At 34.2% G+C, this 16,656-nt stretch carries 14 protein-coding genes and 1 rRNA gene; 2 read left to right on the top strand and 13 right to left on the bottom strand.

Annotated features, from left to right (window positions below; translation table 11 throughout):
• Nucleotides 1–105, bottom strand: a 16S ribosomal RNA gene (locus BUB48_RS11725); the annotation flags it as partial.
• Nucleotides 106–779: 674 nt separating this feature from the next.
• Here BUB48_RS11725 and BUB48_RS11720 point away from each other — a divergent pair.
• Together BUB48_RS11720 and BUB48_RS11715 are read left to right on the top strand one after the other, a co-directional pair.
• On the top strand, nt 780–1,400 hold the full coding sequence (locus BUB48_RS11720; RefSeq protein WP_073026430.1) for a metallophosphoesterase: 621 nt from the start codon (nt 780–782) through the stop codon (nt 1,398–1,400).
• A gap of 81 nt (nt 1,401–1,481) precedes the next feature.
• A complete protein-coding gene (locus BUB48_RS11715; RefSeq protein WP_073026429.1) occupies nt 1,482–2,489 on the top strand; it encodes a hypothetical protein in 1,008 nt (335 codons plus the stop codon).
• Between the two features lie 70 nt (nt 2,490–2,559).
• Here BUB48_RS11715 and BUB48_RS11710 read toward each other — a convergent pair whose 3' ends face one another.
• The 12 genes from BUB48_RS11710 to BUB48_RS11655 form a co-directional block, all read right to left on the bottom strand.
• Entirely contained in the window at nt 2,560–4,434 is a 1,875-nt protein-coding gene (locus BUB48_RS11710) for a sigma-54 interaction domain-containing protein (RefSeq protein WP_073026428.1), read from the bottom strand.
• Nucleotides 4,435–4,847: 413 nt separating this feature from the next.
• Nucleotides 4,848–6,104 (bottom strand): dicarboxylate/amino acid:cation symporter, encoded by a 1,257-nt coding sequence (locus tag BUB48_RS11705; RefSeq protein WP_073026427.1) that lies wholly within the window; start codon nt 6,102–6,104, stop codon nt 4,848–4,850.
• Nucleotides 6,105–6,134: 30 nt separating this feature from the next.
• The gene (gene dapF / locus BUB48_RS11700) at nt 6,135–6,974 is read right to left on the bottom strand and encodes a diaminopimelate epimerase (protein WP_073026426.1); all 840 of its coding nucleotides are present in this window, start codon (nt 6,972–6,974) and stop codon (nt 6,135–6,137) included.
• A 20-nt stretch (nt 6,975–6,994) separates the two neighbouring features.
• A complete protein-coding gene (lysA, locus tag BUB48_RS11695; RefSeq protein ID WP_333782601.1) occupies nt 6,995–8,257 on the bottom strand; it encodes a diaminopimelate decarboxylase in 1,263 nt (420 codons plus the stop codon).
• A gap of 499 nt (nt 8,258–8,756) precedes the next feature.
• Nucleotides 8,757–10,247, bottom strand: a complete 1,491-nt coding sequence (lysS, locus tag BUB48_RS11690; protein ID WP_073026424.1) for a lysine--tRNA ligase — start codon at nt 10,245–10,247, stop codon at nt 8,757–8,759.
• An 11-nt stretch (nt 10,248–10,258) separates the two neighbouring features.
• Complete coding sequence (gene greA, locus BUB48_RS11685; RefSeq protein WP_073026423.1) at nt 10,259–10,738, bottom strand: transcription elongation factor GreA; 480 nt, start codon at nt 10,736–10,738, stop codon at nt 10,259–10,261.
• A gap of 259 nt (nt 10,739–10,997) precedes the next feature.
• A complete protein-coding gene (locus tag BUB48_RS11680; RefSeq protein ID WP_073026422.1) occupies nt 10,998–11,819 on the bottom strand; it encodes a hypothetical protein in 822 nt (273 codons plus the stop codon).
• Nucleotides 11,820–11,900: 81 nt separating this feature from the next.
• The gene (locus tag BUB48_RS11675) at nt 11,901–12,824 is read right to left on the bottom strand and encodes a quinate 5-dehydrogenase (RefSeq protein ID WP_073026421.1); all 924 of its coding nucleotides are present in this window, start codon (nt 12,822–12,824) and stop codon (nt 11,901–11,903) included.
• 111 nt (nt 12,825–12,935) lie between these two features.
• The gene (dusB, locus tag BUB48_RS11670; RefSeq protein ID WP_073026420.1) at nt 12,936–13,901 is read right to left on the bottom strand and encodes a tRNA dihydrouridine synthase DusB; all 966 of its coding nucleotides are present in this window, start codon (nt 13,899–13,901) and stop codon (nt 12,936–12,938) included.
• Nucleotides 13,902–14,684 carry a type III pantothenate kinase gene (locus BUB48_RS11665; RefSeq protein WP_073026419.1) on the bottom strand — a complete coding sequence of 261 codons (783 nt, stop codon included), beginning with the start codon at nt 14,682–14,684 and terminating at the stop codon, nt 13,902–13,904. It lies immediately after the preceding gene.
• A 50-nt stretch (nt 14,685–14,734) separates the two neighbouring features.
• Complete coding sequence (locus tag BUB48_RS11660) at nt 14,735–15,304, bottom strand: ECF transporter S component (RefSeq protein ID WP_073026418.1); 570 nt, start codon at nt 15,302–15,304, stop codon at nt 14,735–14,737.
• A gap of 129 nt (nt 15,305–15,433) precedes the next feature.
• Entirely contained in the window at nt 15,434–16,423 is a 990-nt protein-coding gene (locus BUB48_RS11655) for a biotin--[acetyl-CoA-carboxylase] ligase (RefSeq protein WP_073026417.1), read from the bottom strand.
• Nucleotides 16,424–16,656: the final 233 nt, after the last annotated feature.

The following is a 16,656-nucleotide window of genomic DNA, read 5'->3' as shown; positions in this document are numbered from 1 at the left end:
ACTAAGATGATAAAATAGCAAGCTATCCCACCATCTCCGTTCGACTTGCATGTGTTAGGCACGCCGCCAGCGTTCGTCCTGAGCCAGGATCAAACTCTCATGTTAATTCTATTTAACCTACGACTTCCGTCATAGCTTCTACCTAAATTAACTCTTCTTTGTTCAATCCTACTCAAAAGAATTACTTTCATCTAGTACTGTTTAGTTTTCAAAGTCCATTTCTCTCTCTTCGTCAGCTCATCGCGCCGACGAATCTTATATTATCACGCATTTTGCAAACTGTCAATATTCATTTTCGACATTTTTGCTTCATGCTTTGATTTGCTCCCTGCCGAAGCAGGAATTTTATTTTATCATGTCTCAATGTATATGTCAACATGTTTTTTGTTGGATATTTTCAGCAATTACTTAGTAGCATATTAAAAACATGTTATTATCTTTTAGGTATTTGGGATTCATTATTGTTTGCGTTTCCCACCGAAGCAGGAATTACATCTTATCATGTTTAGATCACTCTGTCAATATATAATTCATTGGTTATTTCTTCATTTTACGTTTCATCCTATATGTCAAAAGCGATTTTTACTTATATGTTTTCCCATCATCTTAATAACAGTTAAAAAAGCCAATGTACTTAGAATCAAAGTTCAAACATAAAATATTCTTTTTTATGATGCTAGGTTTATACTCTTCACTAATTATTTTGATTAATGTAAAATTTATTATGTACAATAATATATATAATATGCATTTTTATAATATTTTTACGAGGTTGCAGAATGAATGAAAAATGGAGATATCTTTACTATAGTATAATGGGTTACGTTTTTATACCCGAGAGAATAAGAAACATTAAAGAAAAAAAGCTGCTTCATATATCTGATACACCCACAATCTTTTTTGATGCATTAAAAAAGCTATTAAATGATCTTTCGCCGCATATTATAATACATACAGGCGACATGGTAGATAACATAAAACTGGAAAAATACAGCTATCTACTCCCTAAATATGAGCAGCATCTTAAATCTATAATTGATATTATTGAAAATTCCAGTGCCGAAAAAATATATGTATGTGCAGGCAATCACGATAATGTAGAAATTATGAGAAAGCACCTCACAAGAAGTATCATTATTGAAGATTGTTCTAAAGTTGAAGTCTTTAATAAACAAGCTACACTAAGCCACTATCCCATGAAGGTAGTTGAAAACTCATCAGATTATAATTTCTTTGGACACGATATATCCTTAAGAAACGATATGATAAATAATAAGGTATATCTAAATGGAATTTCAACTATAAACATACTTACCAGCGAAACTAACAGGCTTTTCTATCTTCCTTATCCCAAGGCTATAGATGATGCGAGACTTATGAAGGGAAAAATTGGTTTGTAAAGTATCAGAACTTCATGCTGCAAAAATCACAAATGCTATACTTGCTAATTATAAAAGCAATAAAAAGGACGGTGATAAAAATTGATTTCATTAGTGAGGAAATCAAGCAAGCACTTAGTAATTGAAACATACGATGTAAATGCAATCGGAGACTATTTCATTGATACTCTTAAAGCATTTAAATCAAGCTTTTATACAGTATCATCAAGAACCAATGAAGATTATACAATTATATATATAACTGATGATATAAGCAGTGCAGCAATATTGAGCAAAGACACCCAAGTATATATGCTGCCTTTGGATTCCGATGAAATTCTATGCAGAATAACCAATGATAAAAAACATCATTTGGTCAAAAGCCTTCGAGTAGCACCAAGGCAGATAATTATGAGATATTTTGGTAATCTTGATAAAATCATTTACTCCCTATTAAAAGATTATGGGGGTAAGATAGGAAATATAAAGGAATCTGCTTTGAACTTCGAATTAACTGATAGCATAGTAGCATTTACTGATAAACCTCTTAGTAGAAATCTCAGCCTAGATGATTTGAATGAGAGATGCTTGCTAATACCCATGCCTTTTAAAGAGCTGTACAGAAATCTTAAACTCAAATTGCTTGGATATCTGAATGAAGGATTAGAGAATAAAAACTGGTTTGAATTTGACATCCGAATATATGATATATACAATGCCTACCATTTACACTATAGAAGACTAAGACATGTCATAGATAATCTGGAATTGGGACTCATACTGGGCGAAAACTGGTCCAGAGACCATGCTGTTATACTTATGACGGTGGGAGTCTATAGTATTAAATTTTTTACATTGTTTGAACCTAAATATATTAAGAAAATATTGATGGGACTTGAGATTTCTTCAGATAATAAAAGGTTGTGTGATTATGATTTATATTATGGAAAAAAGAAAATAAGTTGGATTGAATTAGCTCAGAACAAAAAAGAATCTAGGGTGGATGTGGCAGCAAGATGCAGAAAAGAACTTATTGATATGCTTCCTCCTTCTTCTGTTGAATACATCAACAATATAGAAAAAGAGATAACAGGTTCTAAGCAAATTTAGGGGATGCATAAAAATTGATGAACTAAATACAAATAAAGTGAGATTGAAATAAATCTCACTTCCCTATTAACTATACGAGGCTATACCTTTTTATCTTTTCATAGAAAGAAGTTTTTCTTATGCCAAGGGCTTCCATGGCCTTCTTTTTATCTCCATTGTAATAGTTTATGGCCCTTATTATTGCATCCTTTTCACAAAGTTCCAATTCTTTTTTTAGCGGCATTATAGTCTTTGGCGCCAATATTCTTTCACTCTTTGGTAGTTCTATATGTCTGGACAGAATAGTATTTTTCTCTGCTAAGATTACAGCTCTCTCCAACACATTTTCAAGCTCCCTTATATTTCCAGGCCAATAATATTTAGTCAATATATTAACTGCCTCTACAGAAAGCCTTTTTTCATCAGTACCAACTTTTTTACATATCTTTGGCAACAGGTTGTTAACCAAAGGATATATGTCCTCAATTCTCTCCCTTAAAGGTGGTATATATATGGGAAATACACTTATTCTGTAATATAAGTCCTCCCTAAATCTCCCTTCTAACATCTCCTTCTCCAGATTCTTATTAGTAGCAGCAATTATCCTTACATTTACATTTACTTTCTTAGTACCCCCAACTTTGTAAAAGCATTTATTCTGCAAAACCTGAAGTAGCTTTACCTGTAAACTCAATGGCATTTCTCCTATTTCATCTAAAAACATAGTCCCACCATTTGCTATTTCAAAAAGCCCTTTCTTTCCTTCACTTCTGGCCCCTGTGAAGGCTCCCTTATCATATCCAAACAGCTCCGATTCAAGTAAATTATAGGATATGGCTCCGCAGTTGACATGTACAAAAGGCTTATCTCTAACCTCACTGTTTTCGTGAATAGATTTTGCAATGGCTGTTTTTCCTGTACCGCTTTCGCCTAATATAAGTACTGTAGAGTTAGTTTTTGATGCTTTTAGGGCGAGTTTTTTAACATACTCCATTTTTTTGCTTTCGCCAATAATATTCGGAAATGCTCTTTTTAGGGTTTTCTTCTCTATTAACTCTCTTTCTACTTTTAGCTCTCTCTCTACTTTTTCCAGCTTCTGTAGAGCTTTATCCTTTTCATCTACTGCTTTTCTTATTTCCGAAATGTCTTCTACTTTTAATGCAGCACCAATTCTTTTCCCATCCCTATCTATAGGGATGAGACTGCACATGGTAGGAAATCCGTTTATCTCTTTATATTCATCCTTATAGCTAATGTCTTCTCCTCTTGCAACAGCATAGAATTCCTTTATAGTGGAACTTCCTCTGTGGATTTCAAATATGTTCTTCCCAATTACATCTAAAACATCTGATTTTTCTCCTTTTGCCCTATAAGTTTTTCCCATTAATATATCGCTAATGCTTTCACCCCTTGCAGTATACCCGTTAGACTGGTAAAACTTCATCTTCCTTGTATTACCATCTACTATTACCATATGTCCAATGCTATTTATATAGTTCATTGTATACTTTTCATTATTTACTTCAATTGTAATGATCTTATTAATGAAATCTATAATTACTCCTATGTCCACTCCAAGATATTTAGTTTTAAGCTTGAATGTTTCCTCTAAATGATCAGGTTTTAGAAATTTATATATAGGAGGTACATCTTTTCTTATATAAGCTCCTATCGCAATTAGCGCATCTCCACTTTGTATATTTTCATCATATATTCCAATGGCTTGCAACTTCTTTGCATCTAATTTTCCATCGTCAATACCTAATACATTATCTCCTATAATTACAATATCTCCTGCTTTAATTTTTCCATTATCATGACACTGCTTACCATGGTTTATAATACCGAATATTTCTTTGGCCTTTTTATTATATATCTGTATTTTCCCATTACTGTCTATGACTATTAATCCTTCAGACATCATATCTGTGAACATACTGACATATTCTTCGGAATTGAAAAGCATATTATCACCTCTAAACAAGCACATAACTTCATCGTTTCATGGATATTTGGGCAATTTGGAGCATTATTTTTATTTAATTGTATAATTTTCTAATTCTAGCTTCAAGGGCAAAGAATCTTTGAAAATAAAAGATTTAAACATTGAGGCACATGAAATATATACTCTGCTGTCTAATTCAAGGAATAAAAATACACTTGTGAAATAAATCTGCTAAAAGCAATAGACCCTAAAAAACACAGAAAAGAGATTTATTCACAAGTGCAATTTAATTTGTCATACAATTATTAAATTGAGAGGAAATATAAGCAATTATCTAAGGTTTTGTACAAACAAGCCATGGCTAAGCAGCTAATTCAGGAAGCTTAGTTAAACATATTTACTTCTTTTTGTCCGTATAAACCCTTAATGTCTATTTATTCAGATTCATTGGCTGTAAGCTTTTTAGCGATCCAATCTTTTCCTTCTAGTATTCTTGTTACCATCATGGAAGCCACTGTATCCCCTGTTGCATTAAGCATAGTGGCCGGTGGGTCTACCAAGTATCCAATTGTAGCTACTATTGGGAATGCTTCTGCTGGGAATCCATATAAATTTACTATAAGCATTTCGCCTATCAAACCTCCGCCTGGAACACCAGACATGGCTACCCCACTCAATACAGAAACTAAAATAGCCGTTAAAAAAGTCCCTATTCCTTCAAAAGGAACATCAAATAGACCAAATAAGAATGAAATTTTCAATATTGCACTTAGGCACGAGCCATCCATATGAGCAGTAGCGCCAATTGGAATTACAATTTCTCTAATATCCTTTGGCACCCCAATCCTTTTAGCTCCCTGAAGGTTAACAGGTAAAGTAGCTATGCTGCTTTGGGTTGCTAATGAAGTAATTGCTGCTGGGAATATATTTTTAAAGTAAAGATTTACAGCTTGCTTTCCACCAGAATAATATGCATATAAGTAAAATGCTATGAAGAAATATAGTATGCAAACAGGATAGTATACTGCCATTGCTCTTGCATAAGAGCCCAACAATTCCGGCCCATATTCCCCTATTAAAGCTGCAAAATAAGCACCTAATCCAATTGGAGCATAATACATTACCAACGATACCATCTTTGAAAATACTTCAGATAGAACATTAAGTAAATCTGAAACTATTTTAGCTTTCTCTCCTATCAGACTAATGCATAATCCAAAGAATACCGAGAATAAAATTAGTGGCAGCATGTTTTTTCTTGATATTAATTCCGGAAAGTCGCTTACAGTTATAGCTTTTACAATTTGTTCCGAAGTATTTAAAGCTTGTATCTCACCAGGAGCTTCCATGGCAATGCTTACGCCTTTAGCCGGTGGAAACAATTTTACTGTAGTTATCATTATTACAGATGCAATAAAACCTGTAATAACAAATATGATCAACATATAACCTATTATCTTTCCAAGCCTTTTTAAATCAACCATACTGGAAACAGCACTTGAAATTGTCACAAATACAAGTGGAACTACTAATGTAAACATCAAATTCAAAAATATGTCGCCAAATGGTTTTAAAACTGTCGCTTTTTCTCCCAACACTAATCCTATAATACATCCAATTACGATAGATGATACCAAAATAATCGGGAACCTATAATATTGCCAAAAACTTTTTTTGTTCGCCTCTGACATTTGAATACCCCCTTTTATTATTTATTATAATTATGTCAATTTTAAAAAAACTCCGTCACAAATTCTATTTGCTCCCCCTTTCATATATATTTCAAGGTCTTCTCCAATTTGAACTTCCAATTCTCCTCCTTCTGTTTTTACGTTAACAACATTATTGAGTTTACCAATAATATTGCCAATAACAACACTAGCACAAGAACCCGTACCACAGCCTAATGTTCTTCCTGCACCTCTTTCCCATGTATATATGTTTATTTTATCTCTATCAACTACCTCAACAAAATTTACATTTGTCTTTCTAGGAAATATGCAATGTGTCTCTATTTTTTTCCCTAATTCATTTATATCTATATTTCTTATATCATCTACGAATATAACTGTATGAGGTACTCCTACTAATAAAGACGAAAATACTATTTTTTCCCCACATATGTCTATGGTTTCTTCTATTATCTTTTCCTTATTTAAATCTACTGGAACATCTTTAGCTCTAAATAAAGGCTTCCCCATGTTTACTTTAACTGTTTTTACCTTGTTCTCATTGTCCGTTTCAATCCAAATAGTTTTTATTCCAGCCAATGTATCAACAGTGAAAATTTTTTTATCAATTAATCCCTCTTCATATACATACTTAGAAAAACATCTAATTCCATTGCCACACATTTCGCCTCTTGAACCATCAGAATTATAGTAAATCATTTTTATATCAGCTATATCAGAACCTTCACATACAAGTATTCCATCTGCACCAACGCTAAAATGCCTATCACAGGCTTTTAATGCCAGTTTTTCATAGTCTTTTATTTCATATTTAAACCCATTAAAAACCACAAAGTCATTTCCTGCAGCCTCCATCTTGGTGAATTCCATTTAAATACTCCTCTCTCATACTAAATTTCATTTCTAATCATGTCTTCATAAGATTCTCTTTTTACTATTAATCTATCTGATCCTTTTGATATCATGACAACTGCCGGTCTTGGATTTCTGTTATAATTGCTTGACATTGAATAATTGTATGCTCCAGTGGCTAATACAGCTAATATATCTCCTGACTCAATTTCCGGTACTTCCAAATCCCAAATCAATATATCCCCTGATTCGCAGCATTTCCCTGCAACTGTAACCTTTTTCACAGGTTTTTCTCCAATTTTATTTGCTATAACCGCATCATATTTTGCCTGATATAAACTAGGTCTTGGATTATCGGTCATACCTCCATCAACAGATATATAGGTTCTGACACCAGGAATTTCCTTAATAGCTCCAACAGTATAAAGAGTTATCCCTGCTTCTCCTACAATCCACCTTCCTGGTTCTATAATAACCAGTGGCCTGTGTAAACTGTACTTACAGCATTCTTCTTCCAGAGTATTCATTATAGCATCTGTAAAAAAGGCTACGTTTTTTCTATTTTCATCATCTCTATAGTGTATGCCGTATCCTCCGCCAGTATTTAATTCCTTTGTAACAAAGCCTACTTTATCCTTTAATTCCTTCATTAATTCAACCATTTTCTTAATTGCCAGAACGTAACCTTCATTTTCATGAATTTGTGAACCAATATGAAAATGGAATCCTGACAGTTCAATGTGTTTACAATTCATAGCTTTTCTAACTGCTACATGAATAATATTTTCATTTAATGGAATACCAAACTTTGAATCAACCTGTCCTGTTTGAATGTATTTATGAGTATGAGCATCCACTCCTGGAGAAACTCTAAAAAGAATATTAGCTTTCTTATTATATTTACTAGCAATGTCTTCAATTAAATCCAATTCATAAATATTATCTACAACGATTCTTCCCACATCATTCTTAACTGCCATTTCAATCTCATCAGCTAACTTATTGTTGCCATGAAATACAATCTTGTCCATAGGGAAACCAGCATTCAAGGCTGTATAAAGCTCTCCTCCGGATACAACATCCATTCCCAATCCTTCCCTCTTCACTATCTTTGCCATTTCCCTGGTCAAGAAAGCTTTGCTTGCATATACAGCCATTGTATTATCATATTTCTCCAAAAAATTTTCTCTGATTTCTCTACACCTGTCTGCAATATAATCCTCACTCATTATATATAACGGAGTACCATACTTTTTTGCAAGTTCAACTGTATCACTTCCATAAAAAATAAGATTGCCCACATAATCACACCCTATCTTCATAAAATAAATGTTAATTATATATCAATATATATACTTCGCAATTGTCATGCCAATATATGAAACAGCTGAATTCTAGGGCTTGTCAACACTCACTAAATTTTGAAATATTTATTTTTTTCGACATTCCGAAAAATATTCCGCTATTACGGAAAACACAAACTTGTACTCTTATTTATGTTAATTACAACACTCCTATATCTTCTATAGTTCCTTGTATTGATAAATTTAATGCTTTTATGGAATTTGTCAAACTCATGAGCATTTTAAATGATGTATGGATTAGGTCAAATGAGTTGAAAATGCAGAAACTTCCGTAATTTCAGAATATAAGAAATGTGCAACTTCATAATATCAATTTGATGTAAAATATGAAAATGGAGTAAGATCCCAACAAATCCTACTCCAAACACTTTCATAAAACTGAATAATAAAGAACATCCAAAATTAAGACATGGAGCTCATACTCCATGCCTTTTCACTAATCTAATGGCTTCATTGTTGGGAAAAGTATTACATCCCTTATAGAATAAGAATCTGTCAGGAACATAATTATTCTATCAATGCCTATTCCCATTCCTCCTGTAGGTGGCATACCAATCTCAAGGGAGTGTATAAAGTCTTCATCCATTGCATAGGCTTCGTCATCGCCATATTCTCTTTCCTTAAGCTGCTGCAAGAACCTTTCTCTTTGTACTATAGGATCATTAAGCTCTGAATACGCATTAGCAATTTCTCTTCCATATATAAATGCTTCAAATCTCTCAGTTATAGTAGGATCATCCTTCTTAGCTTTAGTGAGAGGAGATATCTCCACAGGATAATCTATAACAAATGTAGGTTGAATCAGATGCTCTTCAACATAAGCCTCAAAAGCAGCATTCAAAATATCTCCCCATGTGCAGTATTTCAAGTCTTTCTTCAATTCATCTACTAGGTTAAGTTTCTTTGCTATTTCCCTTGCTGCTTCATCACCTTTAACTTCTCTGAAATCAACACCTGCATATTTCTTAACCGCATCGATCATTGTTATTCTGTTCCATGGGGGAGTTAAATCAATTTCCGTTCCTTGATATGTGATCTTTGTTGTTCCCAATACTTCCTGAGCACAGTATGCAATACATTGCTCACAATGTTCCATCATATCATTATAATCCGCATAGGCTTGATATAACTCAATCATAGTAAATTCAGGATTGTGCCTTACGCTGATACCTTCATTTCTAAAATCCTTGCCCATCTCATATACTCTTTCAAAACCGCCTACAATGAGTCTTTTCAAGTATAACTCAGTAGCAATTCTCAAATATAGATCGATATCCAGGGCATTGCTATGAGTTATAAAAGGTCTTGCTGCTGCACCGCTTGCTATGGTTGCAAGAACAGGAGTATCTACTTCCAAGAACCCTCTATCATCAAAGAACTTTCTCACACATTGAATTATCTTGGTTCTTTTTATAAAAGCATCCCTTACTTCAGGATTCACTATTAAATCTACATACCTTTGCCTGTACCTTATGTCTGTATCCTTTAATCCATGCCATTTTTCTGGTAGAGGGTGAAGAGATTTTGTTAGAAGAACTATTTCTTTTGCATGAATTGATATTTCTCCTCTTTTTGTTTTAAAAACTGTTCCTTTTACTCCGATAATATCGCCTATATCATAGGTTTTGAATTCCTTATAGTTTTCTTCTCCGATATCGTCTGTCTTTATGTAAATTTGAATTCTGCCATTTCTATCCTGCACATCAGAGAAGGAGGCCTTACCCATATCTCTTTTTGACATAATCCTTCCGGCTACAGATACAAATTGTCCCTCCATAGCCTCAAAATTATTCTTTATCTCGTCAGAGTGATGGGTAACATCGTATTTTACTATATCAAAAGGGTTTTTGCCGGCTTCCTTAAGTGCTTTTAGTTTTTCTCTCCTAACTCTAAGTATATCATTTAGATTTAATTCCTCATTAGTCATTATTACTCCCCCTATTTATTAATACCTAAAATCTTATACTTAAGTATACCATCAGGTACTTGGATTTCTACAATATCACCAATTTTTTTGCCAAGCAAAGCTTTTCCTACTGGTGATTCATTGGATATCTTCATATTCATCGGATCTGCTTCTGCAGAACCAACTATTATATATTCCATTTCATCTCCCAAATCCTCATCTTTTACCAATACTTTTGCGCCTACATTCACTGTTTCTGTATTTATATCTTCATCATCAATAACCTTAGCTGTTTTCAATATATTTTCAAGTTGAGCAATTCTACCTTCCACAAAAGCCTGCTCATTTTTTGCTTCATCATACTCCGAGTTTTCTGATATATCTCCGAAAGCAAGCGCTTGCTTAATTCTTTGAGCCACTTCAGCTCTTTTTGTAGCTCTTAAATACTCTAGTTCTTCCTCTAACTTTGCTAAGCCTGATACAGTTAATAAGTTTTCTTTATTGTTTGACATTTATACGTCTCCCCTTTAAAAATATAAAATATAACCAATATTATAAACGCTATTGATGTGAATAATATATGTCCTTATAAAATTTTTATCCTGGTATTGATTTCTTGAACTTAGCTGCTTATCTCAAGCTTTTATCTATATAATACGAATTGTGATAGCAGATCAGTTCAGGTATTATTGCCAATATATTAATATAACAAGCACTGCATAAGGTATGCCCTTCCAGTGCTTGCCTATCATGCTATTTATTAATTATAAATTAGCACTTTTGTATTGTCAAGATTTTATTGCTTTTCTTAAGATTTGTTAAAATGCCGTTTTCTTTTAAAAAATATATATTTGGATAATAACAAGTAATTTCTCTTATATTTTTTTCAGAAATTATTTTCGCTATAAGTTTCCCGATTTCTTCTGCATATTTGATTTCTAAAGTATTTGAATTATATTCATCCTTTACTTTTGGCATAACTAAGGTTTCCTTAACACATAGAGGTGGATATGGCAGAATTCTTTTATACTTCTCAACTTCGTCTGAGCTTTCCAGTATTATTATCCTTGACTGGTTAATGAGATAACTCGCGTCAGATATAAAAGCTATGGAAAGACCTGTTTCAGTGATTATTTTTTTATGAAGCTCTTCCATCAAAGACACATCTTGGCCTTCATTTAATACTATGATACTGGATGCCTCTCTCGATAGTGCTTCCAGAAGAATAGTATCCGGCTTCTTACCTATTATTCCAAAACTTTTATTCAAGAAGTATTCTTCTACAACAGATCCAATTTCTTCTAATATCCTTATTATCTTAACTGTCGCCCATATCCTTTCCAATTCCTCATCCACTTCATCTGCATAAAGAATATACTTTATATCTTCTTCTTTTAAAAATTTATCTGTAATAGCTCTTTGCTTCTCTTTATGTTTATCATCTTTTACATAGGGAATCTCAAATATGCTTATATGGTATTCTTCTCCACCAAGCAAAACATTGATGCTACCAATCTGGCGAGGCTTACCTAAAACCCAAAACATTATTCTGTTAGCATTATGACTATGTACTACTATTGCAGCCCTTTTCATCCTCCCATCTCCAATTAGTCTGTTTGAATATTAATATTATAGGCACAATGAATATATGACAATATTTTATAGTCAAAAGACCTAAGATGCCTTAATATCCTTAAGATATACAATATGAGGTTTAAAATCCAAATCCTTCAATACAGTCATATATTCCTCAGGTTCTATATCCTCCGGATCTTTTTTTAGTATGGCTACTGCCAAAGCCTCAATAACATTGGTGCCAAATGATCTGCCGGATAGATTGGGTGTTGATGTTATCAATATGCCTGCATTTCTTTCCTTAAGCCATTCCGCATCTTCCTTTGTAACAGTATTTGTTACTATTATCTTTCCCTTAACATCCATAGGCAAAAAACGCCTTATATAATGAAAATCTCCTGCTATAATGTCTGAAATGTCAAAGTATCTATCATATTTACCTGCAAAATTCTCACCCTTGTTTTGAGCCTTTCCCGTGGGATATAACATGTTAAATGGCAGTTTACAGGCCAAAGGTGCTACTATGCTTGCTATCCTCTCCAGTTTTTTTAGAGTATATATAGGTATATTAAATCCCAGGGCTATCATTATATCTCCTAAAATCAAATTGCAGCCCTCTTCGAAAAAACCTTCTGCCATACCATATCTATCAACAGCCGTCAATATAAAAGCTCTTTTACCTTTAAGCGGCATTATATTGTCGTTTATATAGCTTGGAAGTTTTCTTTCCAAAGTTGATTTCAAACCGGAACCATCTACCATGGGAGTTATCTGGGCAGCATTTTTTATTTGCATCGCATCTCTGATAACATATTTTTTATTGCCTGCCCTCAAATATAAATCTATACCCCCCATACCAAAGGCATCAACCTTCCCGTCAAGTTTTTTCACCATTTCGATGGCTTTCTGCATATCTCCGTCTGTTCCTATTCGTTCTACTACAATCTTCTCGCCTTTGAAATCAAACTCAACCCTGTGATCCCGTTTGGACGAACCAATGCTCACACTTACAACATGCTTCATTTGCTTCGCTCCTCTGCAATTTTTATTTCATTACACTATATACATTCATTCTAATACTATTGTGAAATTTATACAATTTTATACATATCACAAAAAGTCAATAACTCCTATTTATGCCAAAGTAGCTAAATAGGAGTTTAACAACTTTTCAATTTCTTCCTTTTCTGTCATTGTAAAGATTCTGTTTTTCAAATCACAGGAACCTGGCAATCCTTTTAAATACCATGCAGCATGTTTCCTCATCTCTCTAATGCCTGTATATTCGCCCATATGCCATATCTCCATGTTTAAGTGATATAAAAGCATTTCTACTCTCTGCCTAGGTGTAGGTTCTTCCGATATAATTCCTTTATTTAGATATTCAATTACCCTTTTGAATATCCAAGGATTCCCTTGTGCTCCCCTTCCTATCATTATCCCGTCACATCCTGTTTCATCAATCATCCTTTTTGCATCTTGAGGACTCCATATGTCTCCATTACCTATGACAGGTATAGATAATGCCTCCTTTACTTTTCTGATTATGTTCCAATCCGCTCTTCCACTATAAAACTGCTCTCTGGTCCTGCCATGAACCACAACTGCTGCTGCACCTTCTTCCTCTGCTATTTTAGCTATCTCAACAGCATTTACGCTATTTTCATCCCAGCCCTTTCTAATCTTTACAGTAACGGGAATGTTCACCTGCTTTACAACGGCGGCCACTATTTGCCCTGCCAACCTTGGATTTTTCATAAGAGCAGAGCCATCCCCATTATTAACTATTTTGGGCGTGGGACATCCCATATTTATATCCACAATATCGGCTCCTGCCTCCTCCGCCTTAGCAGCAGCATATGCCATTATTTCAGGATCACTTCCGAATATCTGAATAGCAGCAGGCCGTTCCTTTGGATTTAACTCCATCAATGCCTTGGTGTTTTCGCTTTTATAGAACAGTCCTTTTGCACTTACCATCTCCGTGCATATCAAGCCGCAACTAAAGCTTTTGCATATAAGTCTAAAAACTGTATCCGTTACTCCTGCCATAGGCGCCAGGAATACATTATTTTCAGTTGTGACTTTTCCTATATTCATCTAATCACCAAGTCCTTGTTTGTTCTTTTCATATATTATTCTCAATCCTTCAAGAGTTAATAAACCATTTACAATTTGTATGGTCTGTGATTCGGCAGCAATAAGTTTAGCCAATCCTCCTGTAGCAATTACTTTTACTTTATCGTCTCCCATTTCTTTTTTCATTTTGCTTACAATATAATCTACTTGACCTACATATCCATAGATTACCCCTGATTGTATGCTGTTTACAGTATTTTTGCAAATTACTGTTTCAGGTTTTACCAATTCTACCTTAGGAAGTTTTGCAGTTCTTTGAAACAGTGCATCCATAGATATTTGAATTCCCGGAGATATAGCACCCCCCAAATATTCCCCATTTTTTGATACTGCGCAGTACGTAGTTGCTGTACCAAAATCAACAATAATCAATGGTCCTCCATAGAGTTCATAAGCAGCGACAGCATTTACTATTCTATCTGCTCCTACTTCTTTTGGATTATCATACTTTATGTTAATGCCTGTCTTTGTACCAGGTCCTACCACCAGTGGCTCGCATTTAAAATACTTTTTAGCCATATGTTCCAGTGTATACATAGCTGTAGGAACCACAGAAGATATTACTACCTGATTTATATCTGATATTTTATAATTTGAAAAATTAAACAGCTGGTTCACAATCATTCCATATTCATCACTGGTTTTGTGAATCTCTGTGCCGATTCTCCAGGAATCAAGCAACTTTTTGCCTTCATATATACCTAGAACAATATTGGTATTGCCAACATCGATGACCAGTATCATATATACTACACTCCTTTATATTAAACTTAAACCAGGCATTAAGCCTGGTTTTATACTTTTTTTATTCTTTTTAGAGCAGATACTACTGCAGTGACAACTACAACGGCAACTATTACTTCCGGTATGCCATTGGTAGTAGCTATACCTAGTATCAATGCTGCCGCTTTACTCTGATCTTGTCCCATTGCAGCTGCATACTGAGCTCCATATAGAACATAAATCATTCCCAATACTCCTATTGTATTGGTTAAGGTTCCCACTACTGCTGAAGCTGCAGCACTCTTTGTTAGTTTGTAGGTATAATAGGCTGTAATACCGATGAGTACTCTTGGCAATACTGCCACCAAAGGGTTTAAGAATACAAAAGATACAATGGTAGGCGCCATAACCGCCCGAATCATACTAAATATACCAAATATCAGGCCTATGCCTACCGCCACTACAGGGCCTTCCATTATGGCCCCTATTATTACAGGTAAGTGCATTATGGTTGCCCTTGTAGGCCCTATGGGTATAAAGCCCAATGGAGTACTTCCTAATAAGATCGATACCCCTGCCAGCATACCTGTAATAACAAGTTTTCTTACTGACATAACACTTTTTGCTCTTTCACTATACATTTTCGCACCTCCGTTCCAGTTCCTAAGGGATACCGGACGATATTTTAATTATTTTATTTGATGTTCGGCTCTATCCGATGCCGACAAAATCATTTTAACACCACTGGAACCTTGATGCAATAATTTTCTTTAAATATATCCATATATTCCTCTTACAGATACTTCCCCAGATGATACTTCCATGAGAGTACCATCGCCCAATCTGACAACAAGATGACCTTCAGCTGTTACATCTTCGGCTTTTGCCAATATTTCTCCATCCTTGCCGATTAATATAACTTCTTTTCCTATATTTGCCAAACTCCTTTTGTACTCATCCATCATAAATTTTAAACTGCCCTTTATCAAAAAAGTAGAATAGTAACTTTCAAAATAATCCAATATCCTAGCTATCAGTTTTTTTCTCTCTACCTTTACTCCTTTGGCAATCTTAATAGATGTAGCTATGTCTATAGCCTTATCAGTGAAATCAGACTCCTCTGAGTTTACATTTATCCCTATACCTACACAAAGATAGTTTATCCTTTCGATTTCTCCACTCATTTCAGTGAGTATTCCACAGATTTTTTTGCCATTAAGGACTATATCATTGGGCCACTTTATCATAGTGTCCATATCGCAAATAGCCTTTATCCCCTTCAATACTGCCATCGCTGCAATAAGTGTTATCTGTGAAGCTTGATCCGGCTTAATATCCGGTTTTAGCATAATGGTCATCCAGATTCCTTTACCTTTTGGAGATATCCAGTGCCTTCCAAGCCTGCCACGGCCTGAAGTTTGCTCCTCGGCAATTATGACTGTACCATCTGTGAAATCATTTTCAGCCATTTTTTTGCCGTAGTTGTTTGTCGAGTCCACTGAATTCAGATATATTATTTCTTTTCCTATGAAGTTGGTGTTAAGAAGTTCTTTTATTTCTACCGGATGCAATATATCAGGGGCCTCTACAAGAATATATCCTTTATTAGTAACAGAGTTAATAATATATCCTTCTTCCTTTAATTTGTTAATATGCTTCCATATGGCAGTTCTGCTGATACCCAATTTATTGCTCAATTCCTGACCTGACAAATATCTGTTTTTGTTATTTATCAGTTCCTTCAATATCTCATCTTTCATATTCTTCTCCTCTTTATTATTTGTATTTAGCTATTATGAATTCTGCATAAAATGTGGAATGGCATTTTATGCAATTTTTAGCATCATTATTATAAAATATGCCTATATTGTTATATTTTAAAATAACCAGGTTTTTCTTGCAATCCATTCAAGAAATTGTGTCCTTATATATTTCGCATCTAATACACACGCAAAAATTCTTGCTTTATAAACATTCGCAGCAACTAGAGAAT

The sequence above is a fragment of the Lutispora thermophila DSM 19022 genome (assembly GCF_900142105.1).
Lineage (GTDB): Bacteria > Bacillota > Clostridia > Lutisporales > Lutisporaceae > Lutispora > Lutispora thermophila.
This window is presented reverse-complemented; position numbering and strand designations above follow the sequence as displayed.

Excerpts from the sequence above, each read along its gene's own strand:
- BUB48_RS11720 (WP_073026430.1), top strand. The coding sequence starts at position 780 with ATGAATGAAAAATGGAGATATCTTTACTATAGTATAATGGGTTACGTT.
- BUB48_RS11710 (WP_073026428.1), bottom strand. The coding sequence starts at position 4,434 with ATGCTTTTCAATTCCGAAGAATATGTCAGTATGTTCACAGATATGATG.
- BUB48_RS11705 (WP_073026427.1), bottom strand. The coding sequence starts at position 6,104 with ATGTCAGAGGCGAACAAAAAAAGTTTTTGGCAATATTATAGGTTCCCG.
- dapF (WP_073026426.1), bottom strand. The coding sequence starts at position 6,974 with ATGGAATTCACCAAGATGGAGGCTGCAGGAAATGACTTTGTGGTTTTT.
- lysS (WP_073026424.1), bottom strand. The coding sequence starts at position 10,247 with ATGACTAATGAGGAATTAAATCTAAATGATATACTTAGAGTTAGGAGA.
- greA (WP_073026423.1), bottom strand. The coding sequence starts at position 10,738 with ATGTCAAACAATAAAGAAAACTTATTAACTGTATCAGGCTTAGCAAAG.
- BUB48_RS11680 (WP_073026422.1), bottom strand. The coding sequence starts at position 11,819 with ATGAAAAGGGCTGCAATAGTAGTACATAGTCATAATGCTAACAGAATA.
- BUB48_RS11675 (WP_073026421.1), bottom strand. The coding sequence starts at position 12,824 with ATGAAGCATGTTGTAAGTGTGAGCATTGGTTCGTCCAAACGGGATCAC.
- dusB (WP_073026420.1), bottom strand. The coding sequence starts at position 13,901 with ATGAATATAGGAAAAGTCACAACTGAAAATAATGTATTCCTGGCGCCT.
- BUB48_RS11665 (WP_073026419.1), bottom strand. The coding sequence starts at position 14,684 with ATGATACTGGTCATCGATGTTGGCAATACCAATATTGTTCTAGGTATA.
- BUB48_RS11660 (WP_073026418.1), bottom strand. The coding sequence starts at position 15,304 with ATGTATAGTGAAAGAGCAAAAAGTGTTATGTCAGTAAGAAAACTTGTT.
- BUB48_RS11655 (WP_073026417.1), bottom strand. The coding sequence starts at position 16,423 with ATGAAAGATGAGATATTGAAGGAACTGATAAATAACAAAAACAGATAT.